Origin of the sequence: Chromobacterium sp. IRSSSOUMB001 (genome assembly GCF_023507765.1) — a bacterium.
In the GTDB taxonomy this organism is placed as follows: domain Bacteria; phylum Pseudomonadota; class Gammaproteobacteria; order Burkholderiales; family Chromobacteriaceae; genus Chromobacterium; species Chromobacterium haemolyticum.
The window spans coordinates 173,890-196,411 of record NZ_JALCYU010000011.1; the positions used below are offsets into that span (position 1 = coordinate 173,890).

Genomic DNA, 22,522 nt, shown 5'->3' on the forward strand with positions numbered 1-22,522 from the left:
TCCTTATCGCAATAGGGTAGAGGGCTCGGCCTGGTTCAGCGCGCGCAGCGCGGACAGGCCGGAAAGCAGGGCGATGCCCAGCACCAGGGTGCCGGTGGCCACGCAGCCCCACAGCGGCACCTCCAGCGCGATGTGGGCGTGACGGGCGGCGGCCACCAGCAGCGCGCCGACCACGGCGGTGATCACCAGGCCAGCCAGGCCGACCCAGAACGATTGCTCCAGAATCACGGCGCGCAAGGAGGAGGAGGACACCCCCAAAGCCCGCAAAGTGGCGTATTCGCGCAGCGCGGCGACGATGGCGGCCATCAGCGTCTGGCTGGTGATGACGATGCCGACCAGCAGGCCCAGCGCGGAGGAAAACAGGAAACCGGAGCCGGCTCCGGATTCGAATAGCCAGTAGGTTTGCGACTGAGCGGAGAATTCCTCCGCGGTCCAGACCTGGAACGGCTTGAAGCTGCCGCTGGGTTGCAGTTGGTCGCGCACCTGTTCGGCGCGGTTGGGGTCGCGCAGCCGCGCCAGGAAGTAGTCGGTGGTGTCGTTGCGCAAATTGGGATCAATACGGCGGGCGGTGTTCAGCGAGGTCAGAATGTTGGCGCCGCCCATCGCGCGCATGCCGTTGACCGTGCCGCCGATGCGCACCCGCTTGCCGCTGAGCTCGGCGTAATCGCCTATCTTGACCCCCAGTTTTTCCAGGTCGCTTTCATCCACCAGCACGGTGCTGGGCACCGTCAGTTCCTGGCGCAAGGCCGGGGTCAGCAAGGTGGCGAAAGTCATCGCCTGCGGCCGCGGGTCAATGCCGATCAACACCGCGCTGAGTTTGCCGCCCCCGGGCCGCTGCCAGTCCGCCATGGTCCAGGTGAAGCGCTCCACCGCGGTGACTTCCGGGTGCGCCCACAGGTTGTTCTCTGTTTTGCCGGGAATGGGGCGGGCCAGGTCCACGCTCTGGGTTGCAGGGTAGCCCACCCAGAGGTCGGCGCTGGAGCGGTCGATGTAGACGCCGACCGAACTGAACATGCCGAGGAGCAGGCTGAGTTGCACCTGAACCAGCAGGCCGGCGAATGCCACCGCCAGCACCGCGGGCAGAAAGCGGCGCCACTCGTAAATCAGCGAGGCGCGAGCGAGGGAGACCATGGTCAGGTCTCCACGCTGAGGCCGGGCAGGCTGGGAGTATGAGTAGGCTGGGGCATGACTGTCTCCGGGATGAAATGGAGGCAGTATGCCCATTCCTGCTTAGGGTTTTCTGAGGGTTGCCAATGGTAATTAAGAGAAGGGCGGCGAATAGGGTTTTGGCCGATTAATACCACTGGTATTGGTTCGGACGTTGAATTTAAGTGTCGCGCCAATAATTCCCTGTTCTTATTGCTTGCTCAGACTCTCTTCAGTTTTCCTTTTTATGACCGGGAAATTTATTTTTTAGCAATGGATTTGCTAAAAAATAATGACTTCAGCATCTGTGTGTCAATAAAGATACATCATAAAAATCAATTACTTATTTTGTTCTGTCCATTTTTTCTCCAGATCTGTGGAGATAAATCAGTCAACTGCAAGAAGGCCCTAAGGAAACGCTAAGATTTCAACGTCATAATTTTCCAAAACCGGATTTGATAACTTGGTTTGTAAAAATTTTGTCAAGTTTTTATCGCGGTTTTTAATGTGGTTTGGGTAATGGGCAGCAGGCGCGTGCGACGTTTAGTCGGGCGCGAATTCGATCCAGGCTTTGCGTGCGGGACCGGATTTAAAGAAAGGCAGTCGACCCTGGCCGTGCGGCCGGCGATTGCGCTTCCCGGTTGGTGCGCGGCGGCAAGCGAATGATGCGAAACAGCAGGTTCACCGCGGGAGGAGCAATGAGCAAGACCTTATCGAGCAGGATTGGACCAGGGACGTTGGATATCGCGATTGTGGGCATGGCCAGCCACTTTCCCGATGCGGCGACCTTATATGATTTCTGGACCAATATCGTCGACAAGAAGGATTCCCTGACCGACATCGACCAGAAGGACGGCGATGAGTACTGGCGCAAGGAAGACTATTACAGTGCGGACCCGAGCGCCGCGGACAAAACTTACGGCCACCGCGCCGGCTTCGTGCCGGCCATCGATTTCGATCCGGTGGAATTCAAACTGCCGCCGCTGATGCTGGAGTCCATCAGCACCGCGCAAATCTTCGCGCTGCACGTGGCCAAGCAGGCAATGCTGGACGCCAGGCTGGTGGGCGAGGACGCGCTGCCGGTGGACAAAGACCGGGTGGGGGTGATACTGGGCGGCGCCGGCAACGGCAACACCTCGTTCTCGCTGGCTTTCCGGCAGCAGGAGCCGTATCTGCGCAAGGTGCTGAACCACGCGGGTCTGCCGGGCGCGGTGGCCGACGAAGTCATCGATCGCGTCAACCACCTTTACCTGGAATGGAATGAGGACAGCTTCCCCGGCTTCCTCGGCAATGTCGCCTGCGGCCGCATCGCCAGCTATTTCGACCTGGGCGGCACTTCTTACATGGTGGACGCCGCTTGCGCCAGCAGCTTGGCCGCGATCAAGGCGGCGGTGGGCGAACTGGTGGACGGCAGCTGCGACGTGGTGCTGACCGGCGGCGTCAACCTGGAAAACTCCATCTTCTCCTTCCTGTGCTTCAGCAAGACTCCGGCCTTGTCCAAGAGCAACCTGTCGCGTCCCTTCGACGAATCTTCCGACGGCATGATGCTGGGCGACGGCGTCGGCTTCCTGGTGCTCAAGCGTCTGGAAGACGCCGAGCGCGACGGCGACCGCATCTACGCGGTGATCAAATCGTTGCAGGCTTCCAGCGACGGCCGCGCCAAGAGTATTTTCGCGCCGCGTCACGAAGGTCAGGTCAAGGCGATGCGCCGAGCCTATGAGCGCGCCGGCATCTCGCCGGCGGAAATTCAGTTGGTGGAGGCGCACGGCACCGGCACCCAGTCCGGCGACGAGACCGAGATCAAGAGCCTGCGCGCGGTGTTCGAAGCCGGCGGCGCCCAGCCCGGCTCGGTGGCCATTGGCAGCGTCAAATCGCAGATCGGCCACACCCGTTGCGCCGCCGGAGCGGCGGCGATGATGAAGGCGGCGCTCAGCCTGTACCACAAGGTGCTGCCGCCCACCATCAACGTCAGCCAACCCAGCCGCGAACTGGCGGACAGCGCCAGCCCCTTCTACGTCAACATCGACAGCCGGCCGTGGTTGAGCCCGGTGAGCGGCGCGCCGCGCCGCGCGGCCTTGAGCGCTTACGGCTTCGGCGGCACCAACTACCACGCCATCATGGAGGAGCACCAGGCGCGGCCGCAGGGCGATTTCCGTCTGAACCTGCGCCCGGAAGTGGTGTTGTTGCACGCGGACGGCCCGGAACAACTGCTGGCGCTGGCCGAGCACAAGCTGGAGTCCTTCCGCGCCGCAGACGCCGGCTACCAGTTCCGCCTGCATCAAGGCGCCGCGGCGCGGGCGCCGGCCGATTCCGCGCGCCTGGCCTTCGTCGCAAGCTCGGCCGAACAGGCCGCCGGTTTGCTGGACGAGGCGATCAAGCTGCTGCGGGCGCGCCCGGATCAGGACTGGGAGCATCCGCTGGGCATTTATTACAAGCGCGAGGCGGCTCCGTTGGCCGGCCGCGTCGTGGCCTTGTTCCCGGGCCAGGGCGCGCAGTACGTGAATATGGGCCGCGATATCGCCAACGATTACCCAGCGATGCGCGAAACGCTGGAAGGCCTGGACGCCGCGGCGCATGCCGACGGTCTGCCGTTGCCGTCCGCGTCCATCTTCCCGCCGCCGGCCTTCGACGCGGAAACGGCGGATCGCCAGATGGCGGAGCTGACCCAGACCCGCACCGCGCAGCCGGCGATCGGCGCGATCAGCGCCGGCTACTACAAGCTGTTGAGCGGCCTGGGCCTGCGTCCGGACTTCCTGGCCGGCCACAGCTACGGCGAAGTGACCGCCTTGTGGGCCGCCGGCGTGCTGAGCGACGAGGACTTCTACCGGACGTCGCTGGCGCGCGGCGCGGCGGTGGCCAGCCCGGTGCCGGGCGGCGAGCCGGGCGCGATGCTGGCGGCTTCGCTGCCGGAGAGCGAGGCCAGCGCGGTGCTGGAACGCTTCCCGGAGCTGGTGGTGGCCAATTACAACTCGCAGCAGCAACTGGTGTTCGGCGGCGCCGGCGACATCATCCGCCAGGCTCATGAGTTTCTGAACGAGCGCAAGGTGCGCAGCCAAGTGCTGGCGGTGTCCGCGGCCTTCCACACCGACTTCGTGCGCCACGCTTGCGCGCCGTTTGAAGCCAGCCTGGCCGGGATTCCGTTCCAGGCGCCGCGGGCCGCGGTGTACTCCACCGCCAGCGGCGAGCGCCACGCCGACGACCCGGCCAAGATCAAGCAGTCGCTGATCAGCCAACTGGTCAGCCCGGTGCGCTTCCAGCAAACCATAGAACGCATTCATCAGCAGGGCGGTTACTTGTTCGTCGAGATCGGTCCCAAGGGCATCTTGGGCAAGCTGGTGGCGGACATTCTCAAGGACAAGCCGCACGCGGTGGTGTCGCTGAACCCCAGCGCCAACGGCGAGGAAGCCCTGCAATTCAAACGCGCGCTGGCGCGGCTGGCGGTGGAGGGCGTGGAGCTGAGCTCCACCGATCCGCAGGCGGCCTTGCCCTTGGCCGCGGCGCCGAAGAAAAAGTCGCTGACTTACAAGATGAGCGGCGGTTTCTTCTACTCGGAGAAAGCCAAGCAGCGCCGCGCGCACGCCATGCGCAAGGATACGCGCGTTATCGACGCCTTCATCGACGAGCGGCTTGCCGCCAGCTCGCCGCCGCGGGCGCCGGAGACGGAGCGGGATAGTAGGGTAGTGGTGGAAACTTTGGTCGACAACAGGGACGACATGATGTGGCTGGAGCCCATCCATGTCATAAGCGGAGAGGGAATCATGCAACGCAGTAGCTCGGACAACGAAGTATTGAGCGTATTGGACGCGCAGATCCAGGCGCAGAACATGCTCAGCCAGGTGCACCAGCAGTTCCAGCTGAATCAGAAGGATTACATCCAGCTGCTGGATTCGCTGATGACCAAGCAATACACCTTGCTGGAGAAATTCCAGGGCAGCCAGCAATTGACGGAGGTGGTGGCCAGCCTGGGCCAGAGCCTGCAGCTGCTGGACAAGAATCAGGAGCTCTACCACGTTAATCACGAGCACTATTTCGACAACCAGCAGGCCTTGCTGGGCGCCGATGTCGCCGCGCGCGGCGGCCAGGTGGCCGCGCGTCTGCAACAGCGCGCGCCGCTGGAAGTGAACTTGCCGACGCCGCGCGCCGCGGTGGAATTGCCGGCGGCCGCTCCCCTTGCGCAGCCTGCCGTCGCCCCTTCCGCGCCGGTGGCCGCCGTGACCGAGGTTCAGGCGCCCAAGCCGAAGCTGCAGGACATCCCGCAAGCCGTCGCCCCGGCCGCGCCGGCTCCGGTGGCCGCGCCCGCTCCCGTAGCCGCCGCGCCGGCCGCCGTCGCGATCAGCGCCGAAGACCAAGCCCTGATTCAGCGCTTCGAGGCCTTGACCGAGGCCGACCTGATCAAGCAACTGATCGACATCGTCAGCGACCGCACCGGCTACCCGGCGGACATGATCAATGAAGAAATGGACCTGGAAGCGGACCTGGGCATCGATTCGATCAAGCGCCTGGAAATCTTCGGCGCCATGTTCGACCAACTGTCCGCCGAAGTGCCGCACTTCCAGGACATGGAAAAACAGAAGGACATGGAGACCTTCGACATCGACGCCTTCAGCAACATTCGCAAGATGGGCGGCTTCTTCAAGCAAACCATCTCCGAACTGCTGACCGAACTGAAGCAGGGTTCCGCCGCCGCGCCGGCCGCGGAAGCCGCTCCGGCTCCGGCGGAAGCGCCGGCCCCGGTTTCCAGCGAACCCGCCTTGCACGAAACCCCGGCGGCGGAAGCCAAGCCCTTGCGTCAGCTGGGCGTGGTGTCGTCCACCAAGAAACTGGTGGCCGACGTTGCCGTGGAGGACTCCGCAGCAAAAAAATCCCTAGCTGAGCCCCGGGAGACGGCATCTGCCCTCGCTCAGCAATCCCCTGTAAGTGATGCCCATACGGTAACCGCGTCCATCCATCGTTTTCAGGCGCGGAAACAGGCTTTGCCCAAGCCGGACCTGCTGGAGCTGGCCGCCGGCCGGCTCTGGCTGCTGACCGACGACGGCAAGGGTTTAAGCGAAGAAGTGGCCAAACAGCTGCTGGCACATGGCCAACAGGTGGCGCGGCTGGTATTCAAGTGGCAGCAGGCCAAGGGCCAGCGCAAGGCGATCAAGCACGTGAACGACTACGTGCTGGAACGCGCCGACGAGCTGGCGCTGGAGGACGTGCTGTCGCGCATCGCGGTGGCCGAAGGGCAGGTGGGCGGCTTCATCCATCTGCAGGCGCCGGCCGGCAACGTCAAATCGCTGGCCAACGCCTTCCCCGCGGCCGAGTACGACACCGCGCAAGCGCTGTTCCTGCTGGCCAAGCTGCTGCAGCCGGCGTTGGCGCAGCCCGGGCCGGGACGCGCGTGCTTCTTCGTGGCCAGCCAGCTGGACGGCGAGCTGGGCACCGCCCGGCGCGCCGCCTTCCCGGTGGCCGCGGCCGGCGTCAGCGGCCTGAGCAAGGCTTTGAACATCGAGTGGGAAGACGTGTTCTGCCGCACGGTGGACTTCGATCCCAAATGCGGCAAGAGCGCCATCGCCGCGATGTTGCTGGAAGAGCTGCGCGACGTGCAGTCCGACGTTGCCGAAGTAGGCCGCGGCGTCAAGGGCGAGCGGATGACGCTGGGCTTCGAGGCGGCGCCGACCGATCCTCAGGCCGTTGCCAATATCGACGCCAAGACCGTGTTCCTGGTCACTGGCGGCGCGCGCGGCATCACCGCCGAGTGCGTGATCGCGCTGGCCAAGCGTTATCCGGCCCGCTTCGCGCTGCTGGGCCGCACCCGCATCGACGCGCCGCTGCCGGAGTGGGCGGAAGGCGGCGGCGAATTGGCCGAGCTCAAGGCGCGCGCCATCCGCCACCTGCAGCAGCAGGGCGAGACGGTGACCCCGGTCAAGGTGGACGCCTTGCTCAAGGACGTGCTCCAGCTGGCCGAGGTGCGCGCCACCATCGCCAGTATCGAGCAGGCCGGCGGCCAGGCCATCTATCTGGCTTGCGACATCGGCGACGCCAAGGACGTGGCGCGGGCGGCGGCGGAGGCGCAGCGGCAGCTGGGCCCGATCCGCGGCATCATCCACGGCGCCGGCAATCTGGCGGACAAGCGCATAGAGAAAAAGACCCCGGCCGATTTCCGTTCGGTGTTCCACACCAAGGTCAAAGGGCTGGAGAACCTGCTGGCGGCGGTCAAGCCGGACGGTCTGCGCCATCTGGTGCTGTTCTCCTCGGTGTCGGGCTTCTTCGGCAACGCCGGCCAGACCGATTACGCGATGGCCAACGACGCGCTGAACAAGTTCGCCTATCTGTACCAGACCCTGTACCCGAAACAGCAGGTGCGCAGCATCAACTGGGGTCCGTGGGACAGCGGCATGGTCAACGACGTGCTGAAGAAGGCCTACGCCGACCGCGGCCTGGCCATCATCCCCACCTCGGTCGGCGCGCGGTTCTTCGTCGACGAGTTCGCCGCCGGCCTGGTGCCGCAGGTGATCGTGGGCGGCGGCAGCTACAAGGTGGGGCGCAAGCAGAAGACCCTGCCGGCGCTGACCCGGGTGGAGCGCGAGCTGGACCCGGCCGTCAACGGCTTCCTGGCCGACCACGTGGTGGGCGGGCAGCCGGTGCTGCCGGCCACCGCCGCGGCCGGCTGGATGGTGCAGCTGTGCGAAGACCTGCTGCCGGGCTACCGGCTGGAGACGCTAACGGACTTCCGCGTGCTTAAGGGCGTGGTGTTCGACGCCGGAGAGCAGCGGCGCTTCATCGCTGAACTGAGGCCGGTGGACGAAGCCGGCGGCAACGGCGACCGCCACACGCTGGACGTGAGCATCTTCAACCAGGTGGACGGCGCCGCGCTGAACCGCTATCAGGCGCGGGTGACCATGACCCGGCTGGCGGCGGAACAGCCGGCGGACGGGCCGAAGGCGCCGACCGGCGCGCCGCTGGAGCATCCGCCGCTGTACGGCGACATGCGCGACGGCGCCTGGCTGTTCCATGGCCCAGCCTTCCGCGGCGTGCAGACCTTGTTCCGTCTCGACGGCCAGGGCCTGCAAGCGGGCGGCCGGCTGGCCGCCGCGGCCGGGCAGGGGCAGTTCCCGGTGAATTCCTTCAACCCCTACCTGGCGGACGTGGCGTTGCAAACGCCGCTGGTCTGGCTGATGTCGCAGTCGGACAAGGCCGGGCTGCCGCTGCAGATCGCCGAGTGGCGGCAGTACGCGCCGCTGGCTTTCGACCAGGCCTTCTATCTGAGCATGGCGGTCACGGCGCAAACCGCGACCATTCTGCTGGCCGACGTCACCGTCCACGGCGCCGACGGCAAGGTGTACAGCAAGCTTTCCGGCTTGCAGTTCACCGTGTCGAAGAAGCTGCGGCAGCTGATGTGCGACCCGGAGGCCAGCGTGGCGGTGTGACGCGAGCAAGGCCGCGCCCGAGGGCGCGGCCGGTCCGGAGCGCGGCGACGCGCGCCGGCCATACAGCCGAGTCGCGGAGGCGGGAGATTCGCCTAGCCGCCGCCGCGCTCGAAATCGGCCCGCGCCGGTTCAATCCTGATCCCGCGCCGCCGCCCGCCGCTTCAACAGCGGCCGGCGGCGGAGGGGGACGGTTGCGCCCAAGGTTTGGGAATGTTGGCTCTACTTTCAGGATCTGTTGACGTTTGTTTTTCTGTTGCGTTCGCTCCCAGGCGGATGCAGTGCGCGAAGCCCGCCTCGCCGCAGTGTCATTCACTGCCAGAGGCGGGTGACAAAGTGAGGCGCCGGCTGGGAGCGAACCCAGGGGCTGACCGGGAAAAGAACCCTCTACGGCGTTGTCAGGCTTGGCCTTGGTTCACCAAGGGCTGCGCCCTCCGCCTTGTAGAGCGCACTTTTCTCGGTCAGCGCAGCGAGAAAAACAAACGTCAACAGATCCAAGACACGGAAGCATTATGGAAGAAATTGCCATTATTGGATTAGGCTGCCTGTTTCCAGGCGCCGAAACGCCAGAACAGTACTGGCGCAACCTGCTGGAGCGGCGGGATTGCACCTCGGAATTGAGCCGGGAAGAGCTGGGCGTGGACCCGGCGCTGTATCGCCATCCGGTGCCGGGCACCGCGGACAAGATCGCCTACAACAAGAACGGCCACGTGCGCGGCTTCAAGCTGGACGCCGGCCGCTACCGTCTGCCCGCCGCGCAGCTGGAGGCGCTGGACCCCTTGTTCCAGTGGACGCTGTACGCGGCGGAACAGGCGCTGATCGACGCCGGCCAGGGCGCGGCTCACAGCGCCGAGGCGCTGGAGCGCTGCGGCCTGATCATCGGCAATATCGGCATGCCCACGCATGCCGGCAAGAAACTGCTCAACGGCTTCTATCAAGGCATCCTGGAGCCCTACGTCCAGGAGCTGCTGCAACGCGACGATTTCCATTTCCGCCAGCCCTGGCAGGCGGAAGGCTTGTCCGATCTCAATCTGATGACCGGCAGCCACAACGCCACGCTGGCGGCGCAGGCGTTGGGCCTGGCCGGCCCCAGCTTCGCGCTGGACGCGGCCTGCGCCTCGGCGCTGTACGCCATCCGCGTGGCCAGCTACTACCTGCAAAGCGGCAAGGCCGATCTGATGCTGGCCGGCGCGGTCTGCCACGCCGACCATATCTACATCGATCACGGTTTCAACGTGCTGCAGGCCTTCCCGGCCGACGGCCAGTCGGTGCCGTTCGACCGCAATTCCCAGGGCCTGAAGGCGGGCGAGGGCGCCAGCGTGATCGCGCTCAAGCGCTACGCCGACGCGGTGCGCGACAAGGACCGCATCTACGGCGTGATCGAATCCATAGGCCTGTCCAACGACGGCGGCGCCAAGCACATTCTGGTGCCGGACCTCAACGGCCAGTTGCTGTCGCTGAAACGCGCCTACGACGGCGTGGACAAGAATATCGATTACCTGGAATGCCACGCCACCGGCACCCCGGTGGGCGACCAGGTGGAGCTGGGCTCGGTGGAGACCTTCTTCGCCGATCAGGCGCAACGGCCGTTGATCGGCGCCAACAAGGGCAATATCGGTCACATGCTGACCGCCTCCGGCATGGCCAGCATTCTCAAGGTGCTGCTGGCGATGCGCAGCGGCGTGATTCCGCCGTCGCTGAACGTGGAAGACATGGTCAGCACCCCCGGCGGCCAGCTGGACATTCGCCACGTGGTGCGCGATACCACGCCGTGGCCGCAACGCGGCCAGGCCAAGCGCGCCGGCATCAACGCCTTCGGCTTCGGCGGCGTCAACGGCCACATGGTGCTGCGCGAACACCGCGCCGACGCGCCGGCGGCCGCCTGGCCGCAGCTGCCGGCCGAGCAACAAAGCCTGGCCATCGTCGGCGTGGGCGTGGCCCTGGCCGACACCGAAACCCCGGACGCCTTGCTGCGGACGGTGGCCGAGGGCCGCAGCCACTTCCGCCCGCTGCCGCGCACCCGCTGGCTGGGTCTGGAGGGGCGCGCCGACGTGCTGGGCGCGCGCGGCTACCGTCAGGCCCCGGCGGGCGCCTATATCGAGCAGTTCGATTTCGACTGCAAACGCTTCAAGCTGCCGCCCAAGGTGGTGGGCAGCCATCTGCTGTCGCATTTGTTCCTGATGCCCATCGCCGAGCGCGCCTTCTACGACGCCGGCTATCAGCTGGACGGCCGCAAGCGCAATATCGCCGTCATCGTCGCCGGCGACGTGGACTACAGCTGCTCGCGCTACCAGGCGCGCAACGAAATGGCCTGGCAGGTGCGAGACAGCCTGGCGCACAGCGGCATCTCGCTGAGCGAGGCGCAGACCGCGGCGCTGGAAACCATCGTCAAAGACAGCTTGTTTCCGGAGCCGTATCCGGAGGGCATCACCGGCGGCATCGGCAATGTGGTGGCCAGCCGCATCGCCGCTCACCTGAAGCTGGACGGCCCGGCCTTCTCCTTGTGCGCGCATGAAAACGCCGCCTTCAAGGCGATAGAGCTGGCGCAATTCATGTTGTCCGAGCAATTGGTGGACGCGGTGATCGTCGCCGGCGGCAGCTTCGCCGGCGGCCTGGAAAACGTGTTGTGGGCGCCGCGTCGCGGCGCCGGCCATGTCGACGCGCCGGTGGGCGAGGGCGGCGGCGTGGTGGTGCTCAAGCGCGAGCAGGCGGCGCTGGACGCCAAGGACCGCGTCTACGCGGTAATGCGCGGCCTGGCCATCGGCCACGCCTGCGGCGACAGTACCGAATTCCAACCCGTGGCGGACGCGGTGGCGCGCTCGGCGGCGGCGGCCTTGCGCCAAGCCGGCGCGGATCCGGCGTCGGTGGGTTATCTGGAACTGAGCGGCGGCGCGCTGGCCAGCGACAACCAGGTGGAGATCGACGGCCTGTCCCGGGTTTACCGCGACAGCGGCGTGATCGCCGGCTCGGTGGCCGCCAACTACGGCCAGCTGGCCTCGGCCCAGGGCATCGTCAGCGTGATCAAGGCCGCGCTGTGCCTGCATAGCCGGCAACTGCCCGGCGCGGCGGCGCTGGCCGCCTATCCGCAGGACGCGCTGCGCGCCGTGTTCCGCGCCGGCGAAACCGGCGCGGACTGGCCGACGCCGGCCGGCGGCCTGCGGCTGGCGGCGGTCAACAGCCTGGGCCTGGACCGAGGCTACGCCCACATGATTCTGCAAGAGCCCGGCGAGGCCAATCGCCGGGAAGCCAGAGCGCCGACGCCGCCGCAGACGGGCGGTCCGGCCCTGGTTGCCACCGTGCACACCGGCCGCGAACACACCATCGCCGAGATGATAGTCAACGACGCAAACCGCGCGCTGTTCGACAACGTCACGCCCTGGCGGCGTCCGCAGCCGGCGGCGCAACAGGCGCAGCCGCTGCCCGCCGCCGCGGCGCCGGCCGACAGCGAGGCGCCGGCCTTGCAACGTCAACAGAGCCGGCAGGCGCAAACCCAGCTCAGCTATCTGCAGGCGGAACAGCGCTTCTACCAGCGCATCGCGCAACTGCTGGGCGCCGGCGCGCCGGCCGGTCAGCGCCGCGCGGCCAAGCCCAAGGCCGCGGTGGCGGCGGCGCGTCCGCGCCCCTTGTTCGACGAAGCCCAGTTGGTGGAGCTGACCGACGGCTCCATCGCCAAGGTGCTGGGCCCGGATTACGCCGAGGCCGACAGCTACCCGATCCGCACCCGCATGCCGTCGCCGCCGTATATGTTCGCCTCGCGTATCACCGCGCTGTCGGCGCAGCCGGGCAAGCTGGAGCCGTGCTTCATTGAGTGGGAGTACGACCTGCATCCCGACGCCTGGTACGTGTCCGACGGACTGGTGCCGGCCTTCGTGTCGCTGGAAGCCTCGCACGCGATGATCGTGGCCTTCACCTATATCGGCTGCGACCAGCTGTTCAAGGGCCAGCTGCGTTACCGGGCGGTGGATAGCCAGACCACGGTCTACGGTCCCTTGCCCAAGGCCGGCGAGGTGCTGCGCGGCCGCGTCAACATCAAGTCCTTCCTCAAGGTGGGCAAGAACGTGCTGATCGCCTACGAGTACCTGTGCTACGTCGGCGATAGGCTGAGCTTCAAGCTGGAGGCCAATTCCGGCTTCTTCCTGCCCAAGGACATCGAAAAATCCAAGGGGGTCAACACCGCGCCCTATCTGAAGGCCAAGCAGCCGGCGGAGCCGTTCCAGCCGCCGCTGCGCTGCCGGCGCGAGTCCTTCGACAGCAGCCATATCGAGGCCTTGCAGCGCGGCGATTTCGTCGCCTGCTTCGGTGACGCCGCCTACGCCACGCCGCGCGCGCCGCGCTTGTATGCGCCGGCGGCCAAGATGCTGGACCGAGTGGTGTCGATCTCCGCCTCCGGCGGCGCCTTCGGCCTGGGCGAAGCGGTGGCCGAGCGCGACATCGACCCCAGCCACTGGGTGTTCCGCGCCCACTTCAAGAACGACCCGGTGATGCCCGGCACCTTCCTGGTGGAAGGCTGCGAGCAACTGGTCAAGTTCTACCTGTGCTACCTGGGGCTGTATTCGCTGCCGGGCATGGTGCCGCACGCGCTCAGCCCGCACAGCTACAGCGCCAAGTTCCGCGGCGAAGTGAAGTGCGAGGCGGACACCCTGCGTTACCGGCTCACCTGCAAGTCCATCCACTGCGACTACCAGGCCGACGGCCAGCTAGAGCGGATGGCGCTGGTCTTCCTCGCGGAGATCATCTACCGCGGCAACGTCATCGGTATGTGCGACAACCTAGGCGCCGGCTTCAGCCGCGCGCCGGCAGCGGCGGACGCTTCGGCGCCGGCGCTGACAGCGATAGAGGCATGAATGAACCAAGACAAGCTTTGCGTGGCGCCGCGTTTCGCGGCCCCGGTGTACAAATGGCAGGGCCATGCCGGCAAATTCCAGCAGACGCCGGAACAGGCGCAGGCCCAGCTGCTGGACCTGGCGCGGCCGCTGCACGTGCTGCGCCAGCAGGACGCGGTGTTGCTAGAGCCGGCCGGGGGCCTGGCCGGCAACGGCCAGGTGGATTGCCTGGGCATGGTGCCGGCGATGTTGCCGGAATACTTCGGCGATCCGTCCTTCCTGCGTGATTACGGCGTGCGCTTCGCCTATTACGCCGGGGCCATGGCCGGCGGCATCAACTCCGAGGAGATGGTGATCGCGCTGGGTTCGCGCCGCATCCTCAGCGCCTTCGGCGCCGGCGGCCTGACGCTGGAGCGCATCGGCAGCGCCATCCGCCGCATCAAGCAGGCGCTGCCCAACGGCCCGTACGCCATCAACCTGCTGCACAACCCCAGCCAGCCGGACTGGGAGATGAACTGCGTCAAATTGTTCATCGAGCAGGACGTCAAGGTGGTGGAGGCCTCGGCCTACGTCAACCTGTCCGCCGCCATCGTCTACTACCGGGTCAAGGGCCTGGAAGCCGGCGACAAGGGCGCGGTGATCCGCCGCAACCGCGTGATCGCCAAGGTGTCGCGCCGCGAAGTGGCGCAGCACTTCCTCAGCCCGGCGCCGGAAAAAATCGTGCGCAAGCTGCTGGCCGACGGCCTGATCAGCGAGCGCCAGGCGGAGCTGGCCAAGAAAGTGCCGATGGCCGACGACATCACCGTGGAGGCGGATTCCGGCGGCCATACCGACAACGGCCTGCTCAGCTGCATCTTCCGCTCCATCGCGGAACTGCGCGACGAAATCTGCGCCGGCCAAGGCTACCCGTTCACGGTGCGCGTCGGCGCCGCCGGCGGCATCGGCAGCCCGCACGCCACGCTGGCGGCGTTCTCGCTGGGCGCGGCCTACGTGGTCACCGGCTCCATCAACCAGGCTTGCGTGGAAGCCGGCACCTCGGACCCGGTCAAGCAATTGCTGGGCAAGGCCAAGATCGCCGACATGGCGATGGCGCCGTCCGCCGACATGTTCGAGCTGGGCGCCAAGGTGCAAGTGCTCAAGGGCGGCAGCATGTACGCGGTGCGCGCGCAGAAGCTGCACGGCTTGTACAAGCAGTACCCCGGCCTGGAGCAGATCCCGGCCGCCGAAGTGGCCAGCCTGGAACAACAGGTGTTCCGCCAGCCGCTGGCCCAGGTGTGGGCCGACACCGAGGCTTTCTTCGCCGGCCGCGGCAATCAGGCGCTGATAGACGCCGCCAATGCCAATCCCAAGAAAAAGATGGCGCTGCTGTTCCAGTGGTATCTGGGCCAATCCTCGCGCTGGGCAATCTCCGGCGTGGCCGAGCGCGCCGTCGATTACCAGATCTGGTGCGGCGCGGCGATGGGCGCGGCCAACGAGTGGCTGCAGGGCAGCGAACTGGCGCCGGTGGCCAAGCGCAAGGTGGCCGACATCGCGGTGGAGCTGATGGCCGGCGCGGCGTATCTGAGCCGCGTGGCGGCCTTGCGTCAGCTGGGCGTTTTGACGCCGCCGCGGCTGGACCGTTACCGACCGCTCAGCGCCCGCATGGCGGCGCTGGACGAAGACGACATCGGACCCGAACCCGAATTGAACGACATCCCTTCATCAACCGTAGCACCAACCGCAGCATCACAGGGCAAGCAAGAGGAGAGCAGGAATATGGAAGGCAATACCAAGCTGTCGCTGATCAAGTCCAAGGATTTTTACAAGCAATGCTGGGAGCTGCTGCCGGGCGGCACCCATTACAACTTCGGCGACCCGGAACGGCCGCTGGTGGTGCCGTTCAACCGCGGTCGCAATTCCCGGGTATGGGACCTGGACGGCAACGAGCACCTGGACCTGTTCTGCAAATTCGGCGCGCTTTTCGTCGGCCACCACAACGAGGCCTATAACGAAGCGCTGATCCGCTACATGCAGAAAGTGACCTCGGTGGACACTTGCGACCTGGAGGTCGAAGTCTGCGAACTGATGGTCAAGCACATCCCTTGCGCCGAGATGATCCGCTTCTGCCTGAGCGGCACCGAGGCGGTGCAGAACGCGCTGCGCCTGGCGCGCGGCTACACCGGCAAGCAGCGCTTCATCCGCTTCCACGGCCACTACCACGGCAACGCCGACAACATCATGGGCGGCCGCAAGCGCCAGGATCTGAGCTTCCCGGTGCCGGAAACCTTCAAGGGCGACCTGCTGGACACCCTGGGCCGCGCCGACGGCGCGCTGGAAGACCAGTCCTTCATGCTGCCGTGGAACGACATCCAGGTGCTGGAAGCCACCATCGAGCGTTACCACAATGAAATCGCCGCGGTGTTGATGGAGCCGATCTGCGTCAACGGCGGCGGCATCTTCCCGCGCGAGGGCTATCTGGAGCGCGCCAAGGAAATCTGCGAGAAGTACAACATCGTGCTGATCTTCGACGAGATCATCACCGGCGTGCGCCTGGGCCTGTCCGGCGCCCAGGGCATCCTCGGCGTCACCCCGCACCTGTCCACCTTCGGCAAGGCGCTGGGCGGCGGTTCCATGCCCATCTCCGCCATCGCCGGCCGTCGTGACATCATGGACCTCTACACCCGCGGCAAAGTGATTCACGCCGGCACCTTCAACGGCTACCCGTTGGGCCTGGCCGCGATCAAGAGCACTTTCGAACTGATCGAACAAGACCCGGGCTGCTACGAGCGGATGGGCCGCTTCACCGAGCAGATCTCCGACACCTTCATCAAGGCCGCCCACGCCAACGATCTGCCGCTGGTGGTGCAGGGCATGCCCACCGCCTTGGTCTACCACTCGCAGGACACCATGGTGGACCGCTCCGAGGGCTATAGCGACAAGGTCAAGTTCTGCGACATCATCATCCGCGAAATCTCCAAGCGCTACGGCATCCAGTTCTCGCCGTTGTCGCGGATCTACTCCAACTTGCTGATGAATCAGGACGACGTGCGCTTCTTCGAGGAACGCATCTTCGACGCCATGGCCAACGCCCGCAAAGTGATCGACATCGCCTTCAAGGAAGGAGAGGTGGCGTGACCCGGCAAGTCGCCGTCGTCACCGGCGCGGCAGGCGGCTTCGGCAGCGCCATCGTCAAGTCGCTGCTGGAAGTGGGCTACGCGGTAGCCGCCACGGATGTGGACGCGGCGGGGCTGGAGCAGTTGGGCCGGGAGCTGGGCTGCCCGGACAGCCTGCGCGGCTTCGTCATGGATGTGACGGATTCCGCCAGCGTGGACGCGGCCAGCGCCGCCATCGTCGAACGCATGGGGGCCAACATCACGGTGCTGGTCAACAACGCCGGCGTCATCGGCCGCGGCTACTGCACGGCGGAGAAGAGCGGCGAGCTGGCGCGACGGGTGTTCGACGTCAACCTCAACGGCGCTTTCAACGCCACCGCGGTGTTTTCCCGCCACATGGCGCGGCTGAAATACGGCCGCATCATCAACATCGCCTCGGTGGCCGGCATCTGGGGCGCGGCCGGCGGGTCGGCGTATGCGGCGTCCAAGGCCGGCCTGATCAAGGCGTCGGAGTCCTGGGCGCGGGAGTTGGGGCCGCTGAACATCTGCGTCACCGCGATCGCGCCGGGCATCTGCAAGACCAAGATGCTGGGCCAGTTCGTCGACCGTCAGATGGTGGAGCACTCCGACGAGACCATCGTCAAGTCCATCGTGCCGGTGGGGCGCTGGGGGCTGCCGGAGGACATCGCCGAAGTGGTCACCTTCCTGGCCACCTGCAAGACCAACTATCTGAACGCCACCGTGATTCCCCTGGATGGAGGCATGAGGGTAGGCACCCTGTAAGAACCTGTCCAAGGCTTGCCGCGCTTTGCCGATACGGCGTTGAAACCGGTTTCGCCTTGTATCGCTCTAGCTCGCGAGACTTGGATCAGGTTCTACAACATCGCGAGACGCAGAACCGGGGGCCGGCTATGCCGGGCCCCGGCTGGAATCAACCAAAGGGGACCTCGAAAAGCCGTAGCGAGCACGGAGCAACGCAGCTATCGGGCCACGCGGTAGGTTTTTCGAGGTCCCCCAAATCAGAGGTGAAGTCATGGATTACCGAGCCAAGACCAGCGTCAAGAACATCGTGCTGACTGGCCCCACCGGCGTGCTGGGGGGCCGTTTGCTGCAGGAAATACTGGCCACCACCGACGCCAACGTCTATTGCGTGGTGCGGGCCGAGAACAAGGACGCCGCGCGCGCCCGCATCGAAGACGTGCTGTATTGCTACGATGAAGGCCGCAAGCTGTCCACCGAGGCCTGGCGCATCATTCCGGTGCTGGGCGACATCAGCCAGCCCATGCTGGGCCTGGACGCCAGCGCCTACCGCGACTTGGCCCACCTGGCGGACCTGGTGCTGCATTGCGCCGCCAACGTCAGCCTGGTGGCCTCCTACAACAAGATCGCCCCGGTCAACGTGGGCGGCACCGCCAACCTGATCGAACTGTGCCTGGCCGGCAAGGCTCCGCTGGTGTTCACCTCCAGCTTCAGCATGGTGGGCGACAAGCTCTATCAGCCGGACTTCGTGCTGCGCGAAACCGATCTGGACGTGGGCCAGGGCTTCGTCAACATGGATTACGAGCGCTCCAAGTTCACCGCCGAGCGCATGGTGCACGAAGCCGGCGAGCGGGGCCTGGACTGGGTCATCGTGCGTCCGGGCAATATCTGGGGCGACAGCCGGACCGGCTGCTACCCGCTGAAGCAGACCAAGGTCAAGGGCATTTACTACGAGATGCTCAAATCGCTGGTGGAAACCGGGCTCACCTTCGCCTCCGACGAAGCCTTCGATATCTCGCCGGTGGACTACGTGGCCCAGGCCACGCTGTTCGCGGCGATGAATCTGCAATCCAGCAATCGCCGCACCTACAACCTGACCAATCCGCGCCCGATCAGCTACGACGGCATCGTCGCCCGCCTGCGCGACTACGGCTACACCCTGCGCGACGTGCCGTCCAAGGAGTATTTCGAAGCGCTGCAGGAAGGCCGCATGCACCGCGGCGGCACCGGCTACCGCTCCACCTTCACCGATCTGATGGCCATCTTCTACGACGGCAGCGATTGCAAGGAGCACGCCAAGTACGACACCAGCGAGATCCAGGAACTGCTGGCCAATACCGACATCCGCTGCCCGGACTCGGACCAGGCGCTGTTCGGGCGCTATCTGGACTACGCGTGCAAGGTGGGCTTCCTCAACGCCCCGTCGGCGCAAACCCCGCTGGCGGAAATCAAGCGTCACACCAGCATGGCCGGCGGCTATATGGAGAGCCTGTACGACGCCGACCTGAGCGACGCGGCGGCGGTGCGCTGAGATGCTGGCCGACGAGGAAGCTCTGATCGAAGCGCCGGTCGCGGAACTGCTGCTGGACTACCAGGTGCTGAGCAACGGCGAACCGATAGGCCGGCTGCGGACCGAACGCCGCCGCGGCTGGCTGGACGACATGCCGGTGCTGCAGGTCAGCAACCGGATGGACTTGCGCTGCAGCGGCCTGTGGTTCGACTACTCGCTGCAATCGGACGAGAGCATGGATTTCGGCGCGGACGGCCTGTGCCGCTACGCCGGCGTCTCCGACGAGGACGGCGACAAGACCGTGATCAAGGGCCGGCTGCGTCAGGGCGTGCTGACCCTGCGTTTGCACGATGGCCAGTTGGAGGTGCGCCGCTTCAAGCTGGGGGATTTCGACGCCAGCAGCGAAGACGCCGCCGAACGCTTTCTCGTCGGCGGCCAGGCCGAGGCCACGCTGCGGGTGTTGGACCTTGAGCATTTCGACATCGACGAGGTCCGCTACCAGCGGCTGCCGGACGAAACCCTGGACCTGCTGGGCCAGCCGCGGCAGGCGAGGGTGGTGGCCTATCAGTCAAAGCGGCGCAAGATCAGCGGCACCGGCTGGTATCTGTCCGACGACGGCGGCGAAGTGCTGGTGCGCCAAAGCAGCCGCGAACGCGGCGACCACAACGAAGTGATATTGACCCATTGGGAAAGCAAGCCATGCCAAATCAAGATTTAGCCGTCACCCTGGTGCAAAGCGACATCGCCTGGGAATCGGTTGATCAGAACCTGCAGCGTATGGAGCGCCACCTGAGCGCGGTGAACGACAGCCAGTTGATCGTGCTGCCGGAAATGTTCACCACCGGCTTCAGCATGCGGCCGGAAAAAATCGCCGAAACCATGGACGGCAAGGCGGTGCAATGGCTGCGCGACACCGCGCGCGCCAAGCGCGCCGATCTGGTGGGCAGCGTGGCGATAGAAGACCAGGGCCGCTACTACAACCGTCTGTTGTGGGCCAAGGCCGACGGCAGCCTGTTCAGCTACGACAAGAAGCATCTGTTCAGCTTCGCCGGCGAGCACGAGCACTACACCGCCGGCGACGCGCCGCTGATCGTCAAGGTGGACGGCTGGTCGGTGGCCGCCTTCGTCTGCTACGACCTGCGCTTCCCGGTCTGGTCGCGCAACAACAAGAGCCAGTACGACCTGGCGCTCTACATCGCCAGCTGGCCGGAGCGCCGCGCCAAGCATTGGCAGACGCTGCTGCCGGCGCGGGCGATCGAAAACCAGGCTTTCGTCATCGGCGTCAACCGCGTGGGCGTGGACGGCAACGACATCCGCTACAGCGGCGACTCCATGCTGATAGACCCGCTGGGCGACACCCTGTACCACGGCCGTCAGCTGGAAAGCGTGTATCAGGCCCGGCTGTCGCGCGCGCAGCTGGACGATGTGCGCGCCCAGTTTCCTTTCCTGAAGGACGCGGACCGTTATCAACTCGTTTGACAGCGCCACGGCAATGGAAAGAGGCGGATGACTCCTGCGGCTGCGCGGGGTTTTCCGCTGTTTCGGTTCTCCTTCGGCTTCTACGGAAAGTGAAATGCACCACGCCACAACAAGAGAAAAAGTCATCGAATTCCAATCGGTGACCAAGCGCTTCAACGACTACACCGCGGTCAACGACGTGTCGCTGGACATCCACCGCGGCGAATTCGTCGCCCTGCTGGGGCCCAACGGCGCCGGCAAGACCACGCTGGTGGAAATGCTGGAGGGACTGAAACAACCGGAGGCCGGCACGATACGCATCCTGGGGCGCAGCTGGCAGAAAGACGAAAGCTATCTGCGCCACCGGCTGGCCGGGGTGTTGCAGGAGTCCTTGTTCATCAACAAGCTGCGGGTGGACGAAACCGTCAACCTGTTCGCCAGCTTCTACGGCCGGCCGCGCAGCCGCGCCGACGAGGTGCTGGAACTGGTGGAGCTGATCCCCAAGCGCAAGGTGATGGTGGAAGGGTTGTCCGGCGGTCAGCGCCAGCGGCTGGCCCTGGCCATCTCCATCCTCAACCAGCCGGAAATCCTGATCCTGGACGAACCCACCACCGGCCTGGACCCGCAAGTGCGGCGCGGCACCTGGGACATCCTGCGCAAGCTCAACAAGGAGCTGGGCTCCACCATGTTGCTGACCACCCACTACATGGAAGAAGCCGAATACCTGTGCGACCGCATCTGCATCATGCATCAGGGCCGCATCCTGACCCAGGGCACGCTGGACGAACTGCTGGCGGCGCACGAGCCGGGCGAAGTGGTGGAATACCGGGTGAAGAGCGGCGCCGGCGGCGCCGAGCCCAAGCACAAGGACAACATCATCAGCTACAGCTACGACCAGGCGTCCGCCAAGGCGCGGCTGCTGGTGCGCAACGGCTCTGCCTTCCTGTTCCGCCTGTCCGAATTCATCCGCGAACAACAAATCGACATCGACGAAATCATCGTGCGCAAAAAAACGCTGGACGATTTATTCCTGTCACTGGCCGGCCGAGGTTTCCATGAATAACGCCTTGCTCAATCTGATCATCACTCAATTCCGCCAATACCTGCGCGAGCCGCAAATCCTGTTCTGGTCCTTCGGCTTTCCGTTGCTGCTGGTGTGGCTGCTGGGCGTGTCCTTCTCCGGCGGCGAAATCAAGGAACGGACCATAGGCGTGGTGCTGCCGGCCAATGTGCAGGAGCAGGCCGCGGTGCGGGCCTGGATCAGCAAGGTGGAAGCCCGCAACCAGCCGTTGTCCAGCGTCATCAACGCCGACGAGATCAAGCGCGACCACCTGATCCGGATGAAATACCGCTTCCAGTACTACCCGGACCGCGAATCGGTGCTGCGCGGCCTCAAGCGCGGCGACGTGCAAGTGTTCATGGAGCCCAGCGCCGACAGCGGCAAGCGCATCTACTACCTGGACCCGCAAAACAACGAGGCGCTGCTGACTTACTTCTTCCTCGGCGACGACCCGGACGCGCTAAGCCAGGTGGTGGACAAGAATATGTCGGTGCTGGACAGCCCCGGCCTGCGCTATATCGACTTCCTGGTGCCCGGCCTGGTGGCGATGGCGGTGATGGAAACCTGCCTGATCGCCGTCGGCTGGTCGCTGATCGAAAAACGCGCCACCCGCGTCACCCGGCAGATGCGCATCACCCCGATGCGCAAGACGGATTTCCTGCTGGCCCACGTGCTGGCCTGCCTGGTGTTCAGCCTGCTGGAAACCCTGGTGCTGTATCTGTTCGCCAGCAGTTATTTCGACGTGCACGCTCAGGGCGGGGCGCTGCCCTTCATCGTGCTGCTGCTGGCCGGCAATGTCTGCTTCGCCGGCATCGCCATCCTGGCCGCCTCGCGCGCCACCAAGGCGCAGACCGCCAACGGCTTGCTGGAAATGACCATTCTGTTCCTGGTGATCTTTTCCGGCATCTTCTTCAGCTACAAGCATTTCCCGGACTGGATGGTGTCGGTGATCGAGGTGTTGCCGCTGACGATACTGGCCGACGGCATGCGCATGATTTTCGTCGAGGGCGCCGGGGTGCTGGAGATCGCCCGTTCCGCGGTGGTGCTCACGCTGATCGGCATTGCCGGCTTCGTCAGCGGCGCGCGGGTGTTTCGCTGGTATTAGGAGGAGTGGGGGAGGTGACGGTGGGGCTTCGCTAGAAACGGGTGAGGCTGGCGCTGTGTTTTGAATCCGCTGCGCGGATGATGATTTAGGGCCGGTTCCGCCCGGCAAACGGAAAGAGGAATTTGCGCGGCCAAATTCCCCTTTACCCCAAAGGCCGCCCTGC

Annotated in this window: 10 protein-coding genes; 9 read left to right on the forward strand and 1 reads right to left on the reverse strand. The window is 65.5% G+C overall.

Annotated elements, in window-relative coordinates; all coding sequences use genetic code 11:
• Positions 1–3: 3 nt before the first annotated feature.
• Positions 4–1,131 (reverse strand): FtsX-like permease family protein, encoded by a 1,128-nt coding sequence (locus MOV80_RS15965; protein WP_019103213.1) that lies wholly within the window; start codon positions 1,129–1,131, stop codon positions 4–6.
• Between the two features lie 752 nt (positions 1,132–1,883).
• On the opposite strand from MOV80_RS15965, the gene MOV80_RS15970 reads away from it, so the two are divergent.
• From MOV80_RS15970 to MOV80_RS16010, 9 genes are all read left to right on the forward strand, one after another.
• Positions 1,884–8,555 carry a type I polyketide synthase gene (locus MOV80_RS15970; RefSeq protein WP_249605302.1) on the forward strand — a complete coding sequence of 2,224 codons (6,672 nt, stop codon included), beginning with the start codon at positions 1,884–1,886 and terminating at the stop codon, positions 8,553–8,555.
• Positions 8,556–9,064: 509 nt separating this feature from the next.
• Positions 9,065–13,396 carry a beta-ketoacyl synthase N-terminal-like domain-containing protein gene (locus MOV80_RS15975; protein WP_249605303.1) on the forward strand — a complete coding sequence of 1,444 codons (4,332 nt, stop codon included), beginning with the start codon at positions 9,065–9,067 and terminating at the stop codon, positions 13,394–13,396.
• Positions 13,397–16,489 carry a PfaD family polyunsaturated fatty acid/polyketide biosynthesis protein gene (locus tag MOV80_RS15980; RefSeq protein WP_118267216.1) on the forward strand — a complete coding sequence of 1,031 codons (3,093 nt, stop codon included), beginning with the start codon at positions 13,397–13,399 and terminating at the stop codon, positions 16,487–16,489.
• Complete coding sequence (locus MOV80_RS15985; protein WP_043641641.1) at positions 16,486–17,250, forward strand: SDR family NAD(P)-dependent oxidoreductase; 765 nt, start codon at positions 16,486–16,488, stop codon at positions 17,248–17,250. Before MOV80_RS15980 ends, MOV80_RS15985 begins: the two co-directional genes overlap by 4 nt.
• A 250-nt stretch (positions 17,251–17,500) precedes the next feature.
• A complete protein-coding gene (locus tag MOV80_RS15990; protein WP_019102188.1) occupies positions 17,501–18,757 on the forward strand; it encodes a thioester reductase domain-containing protein in 1,257 nt (418 codons plus the stop codon).
• Between the two features lies 1 nt (position 18,758).
• The gene (locus MOV80_RS15995; RefSeq protein ID WP_081574017.1) at positions 18,759–19,454 is read left to right on the forward strand and encodes a hypothetical protein; all 696 of its coding nucleotides are present in this window, start codon (positions 18,759–18,761) and stop codon (positions 19,452–19,454) included.
• The gene (locus MOV80_RS16000) at positions 19,436–20,215 is read left to right on the forward strand and encodes an amidohydrolase (RefSeq protein WP_043592171.1); all 780 of its coding nucleotides are present in this window, start codon (positions 19,436–19,438) and stop codon (positions 20,213–20,215) included. The genes MOV80_RS15995 and MOV80_RS16000 overlap by 19 nt, the downstream gene beginning before the upstream one ends.
• 94 nt (positions 20,216–20,309) lie before the next feature.
• Positions 20,310–21,257, forward strand: a complete 948-nt coding sequence (locus MOV80_RS16005; RefSeq protein ID WP_043592173.1) for an ABC transporter ATP-binding protein — start codon at positions 20,310–20,312, stop codon at positions 21,255–21,257.
• Positions 21,250–22,359, forward strand: coding sequence for an ABC transporter permease (locus tag MOV80_RS16010; protein ID WP_249605304.1), 1,110 nt, complete (start codon positions 21,250–21,252; stop codon positions 22,357–22,359). Before MOV80_RS16005 ends, MOV80_RS16010 begins: the two co-directional genes overlap by 8 nt.
• Positions 22,360–22,522: the final 163 nt, after the last annotated feature.

What these genes read in the sequence shown, in the direction of transcription:
- MOV80_RS16000 (WP_043592171.1), top strand. Translation starts at nt 19,436, where the DNA reads ATGCCAAATCAAGATTTAGCCGTCACCCTGGTGCAAAGCGACATCGCC.
- MOV80_RS15995 (WP_081574017.1), top strand. Translation starts at nt 18,759, where the DNA reads ATGCTGGCCGACGAGGAAGCTCTGATCGAAGCGCCGGTCGCGGAACTG.
- MOV80_RS16005 (WP_043592173.1), top strand. Translation starts at nt 20,310, where the DNA reads ATGCACCACGCCACAACAAGAGAAAAAGTCATCGAATTCCAATCGGTG.
- MOV80_RS15975 (WP_249605303.1), top strand. Translation starts at nt 9,065, where the DNA reads ATGGAAGAAATTGCCATTATTGGATTAGGCTGCCTGTTTCCAGGCGCC.
- MOV80_RS16010 (WP_249605304.1), top strand. Translation starts at nt 21,250, where the DNA reads ATGAATAACGCCTTGCTCAATCTGATCATCACTCAATTCCGCCAATAC.
- MOV80_RS15965 (WP_019103213.1), bottom strand. Translation starts at nt 1,131, where the DNA reads ATGGTCTCCCTCGCTCGCGCCTCGCTGATTTACGAGTGGCGCCGCTTT.
- MOV80_RS15990 (WP_019102188.1), top strand. Translation starts at nt 17,501, where the DNA reads ATGGATTACCGAGCCAAGACCAGCGTCAAGAACATCGTGCTGACTGGC.
- MOV80_RS15980 (WP_118267216.1), top strand. Translation starts at nt 13,397, where the DNA reads ATGAACCAAGACAAGCTTTGCGTGGCGCCGCGTTTCGCGGCCCCGGTG.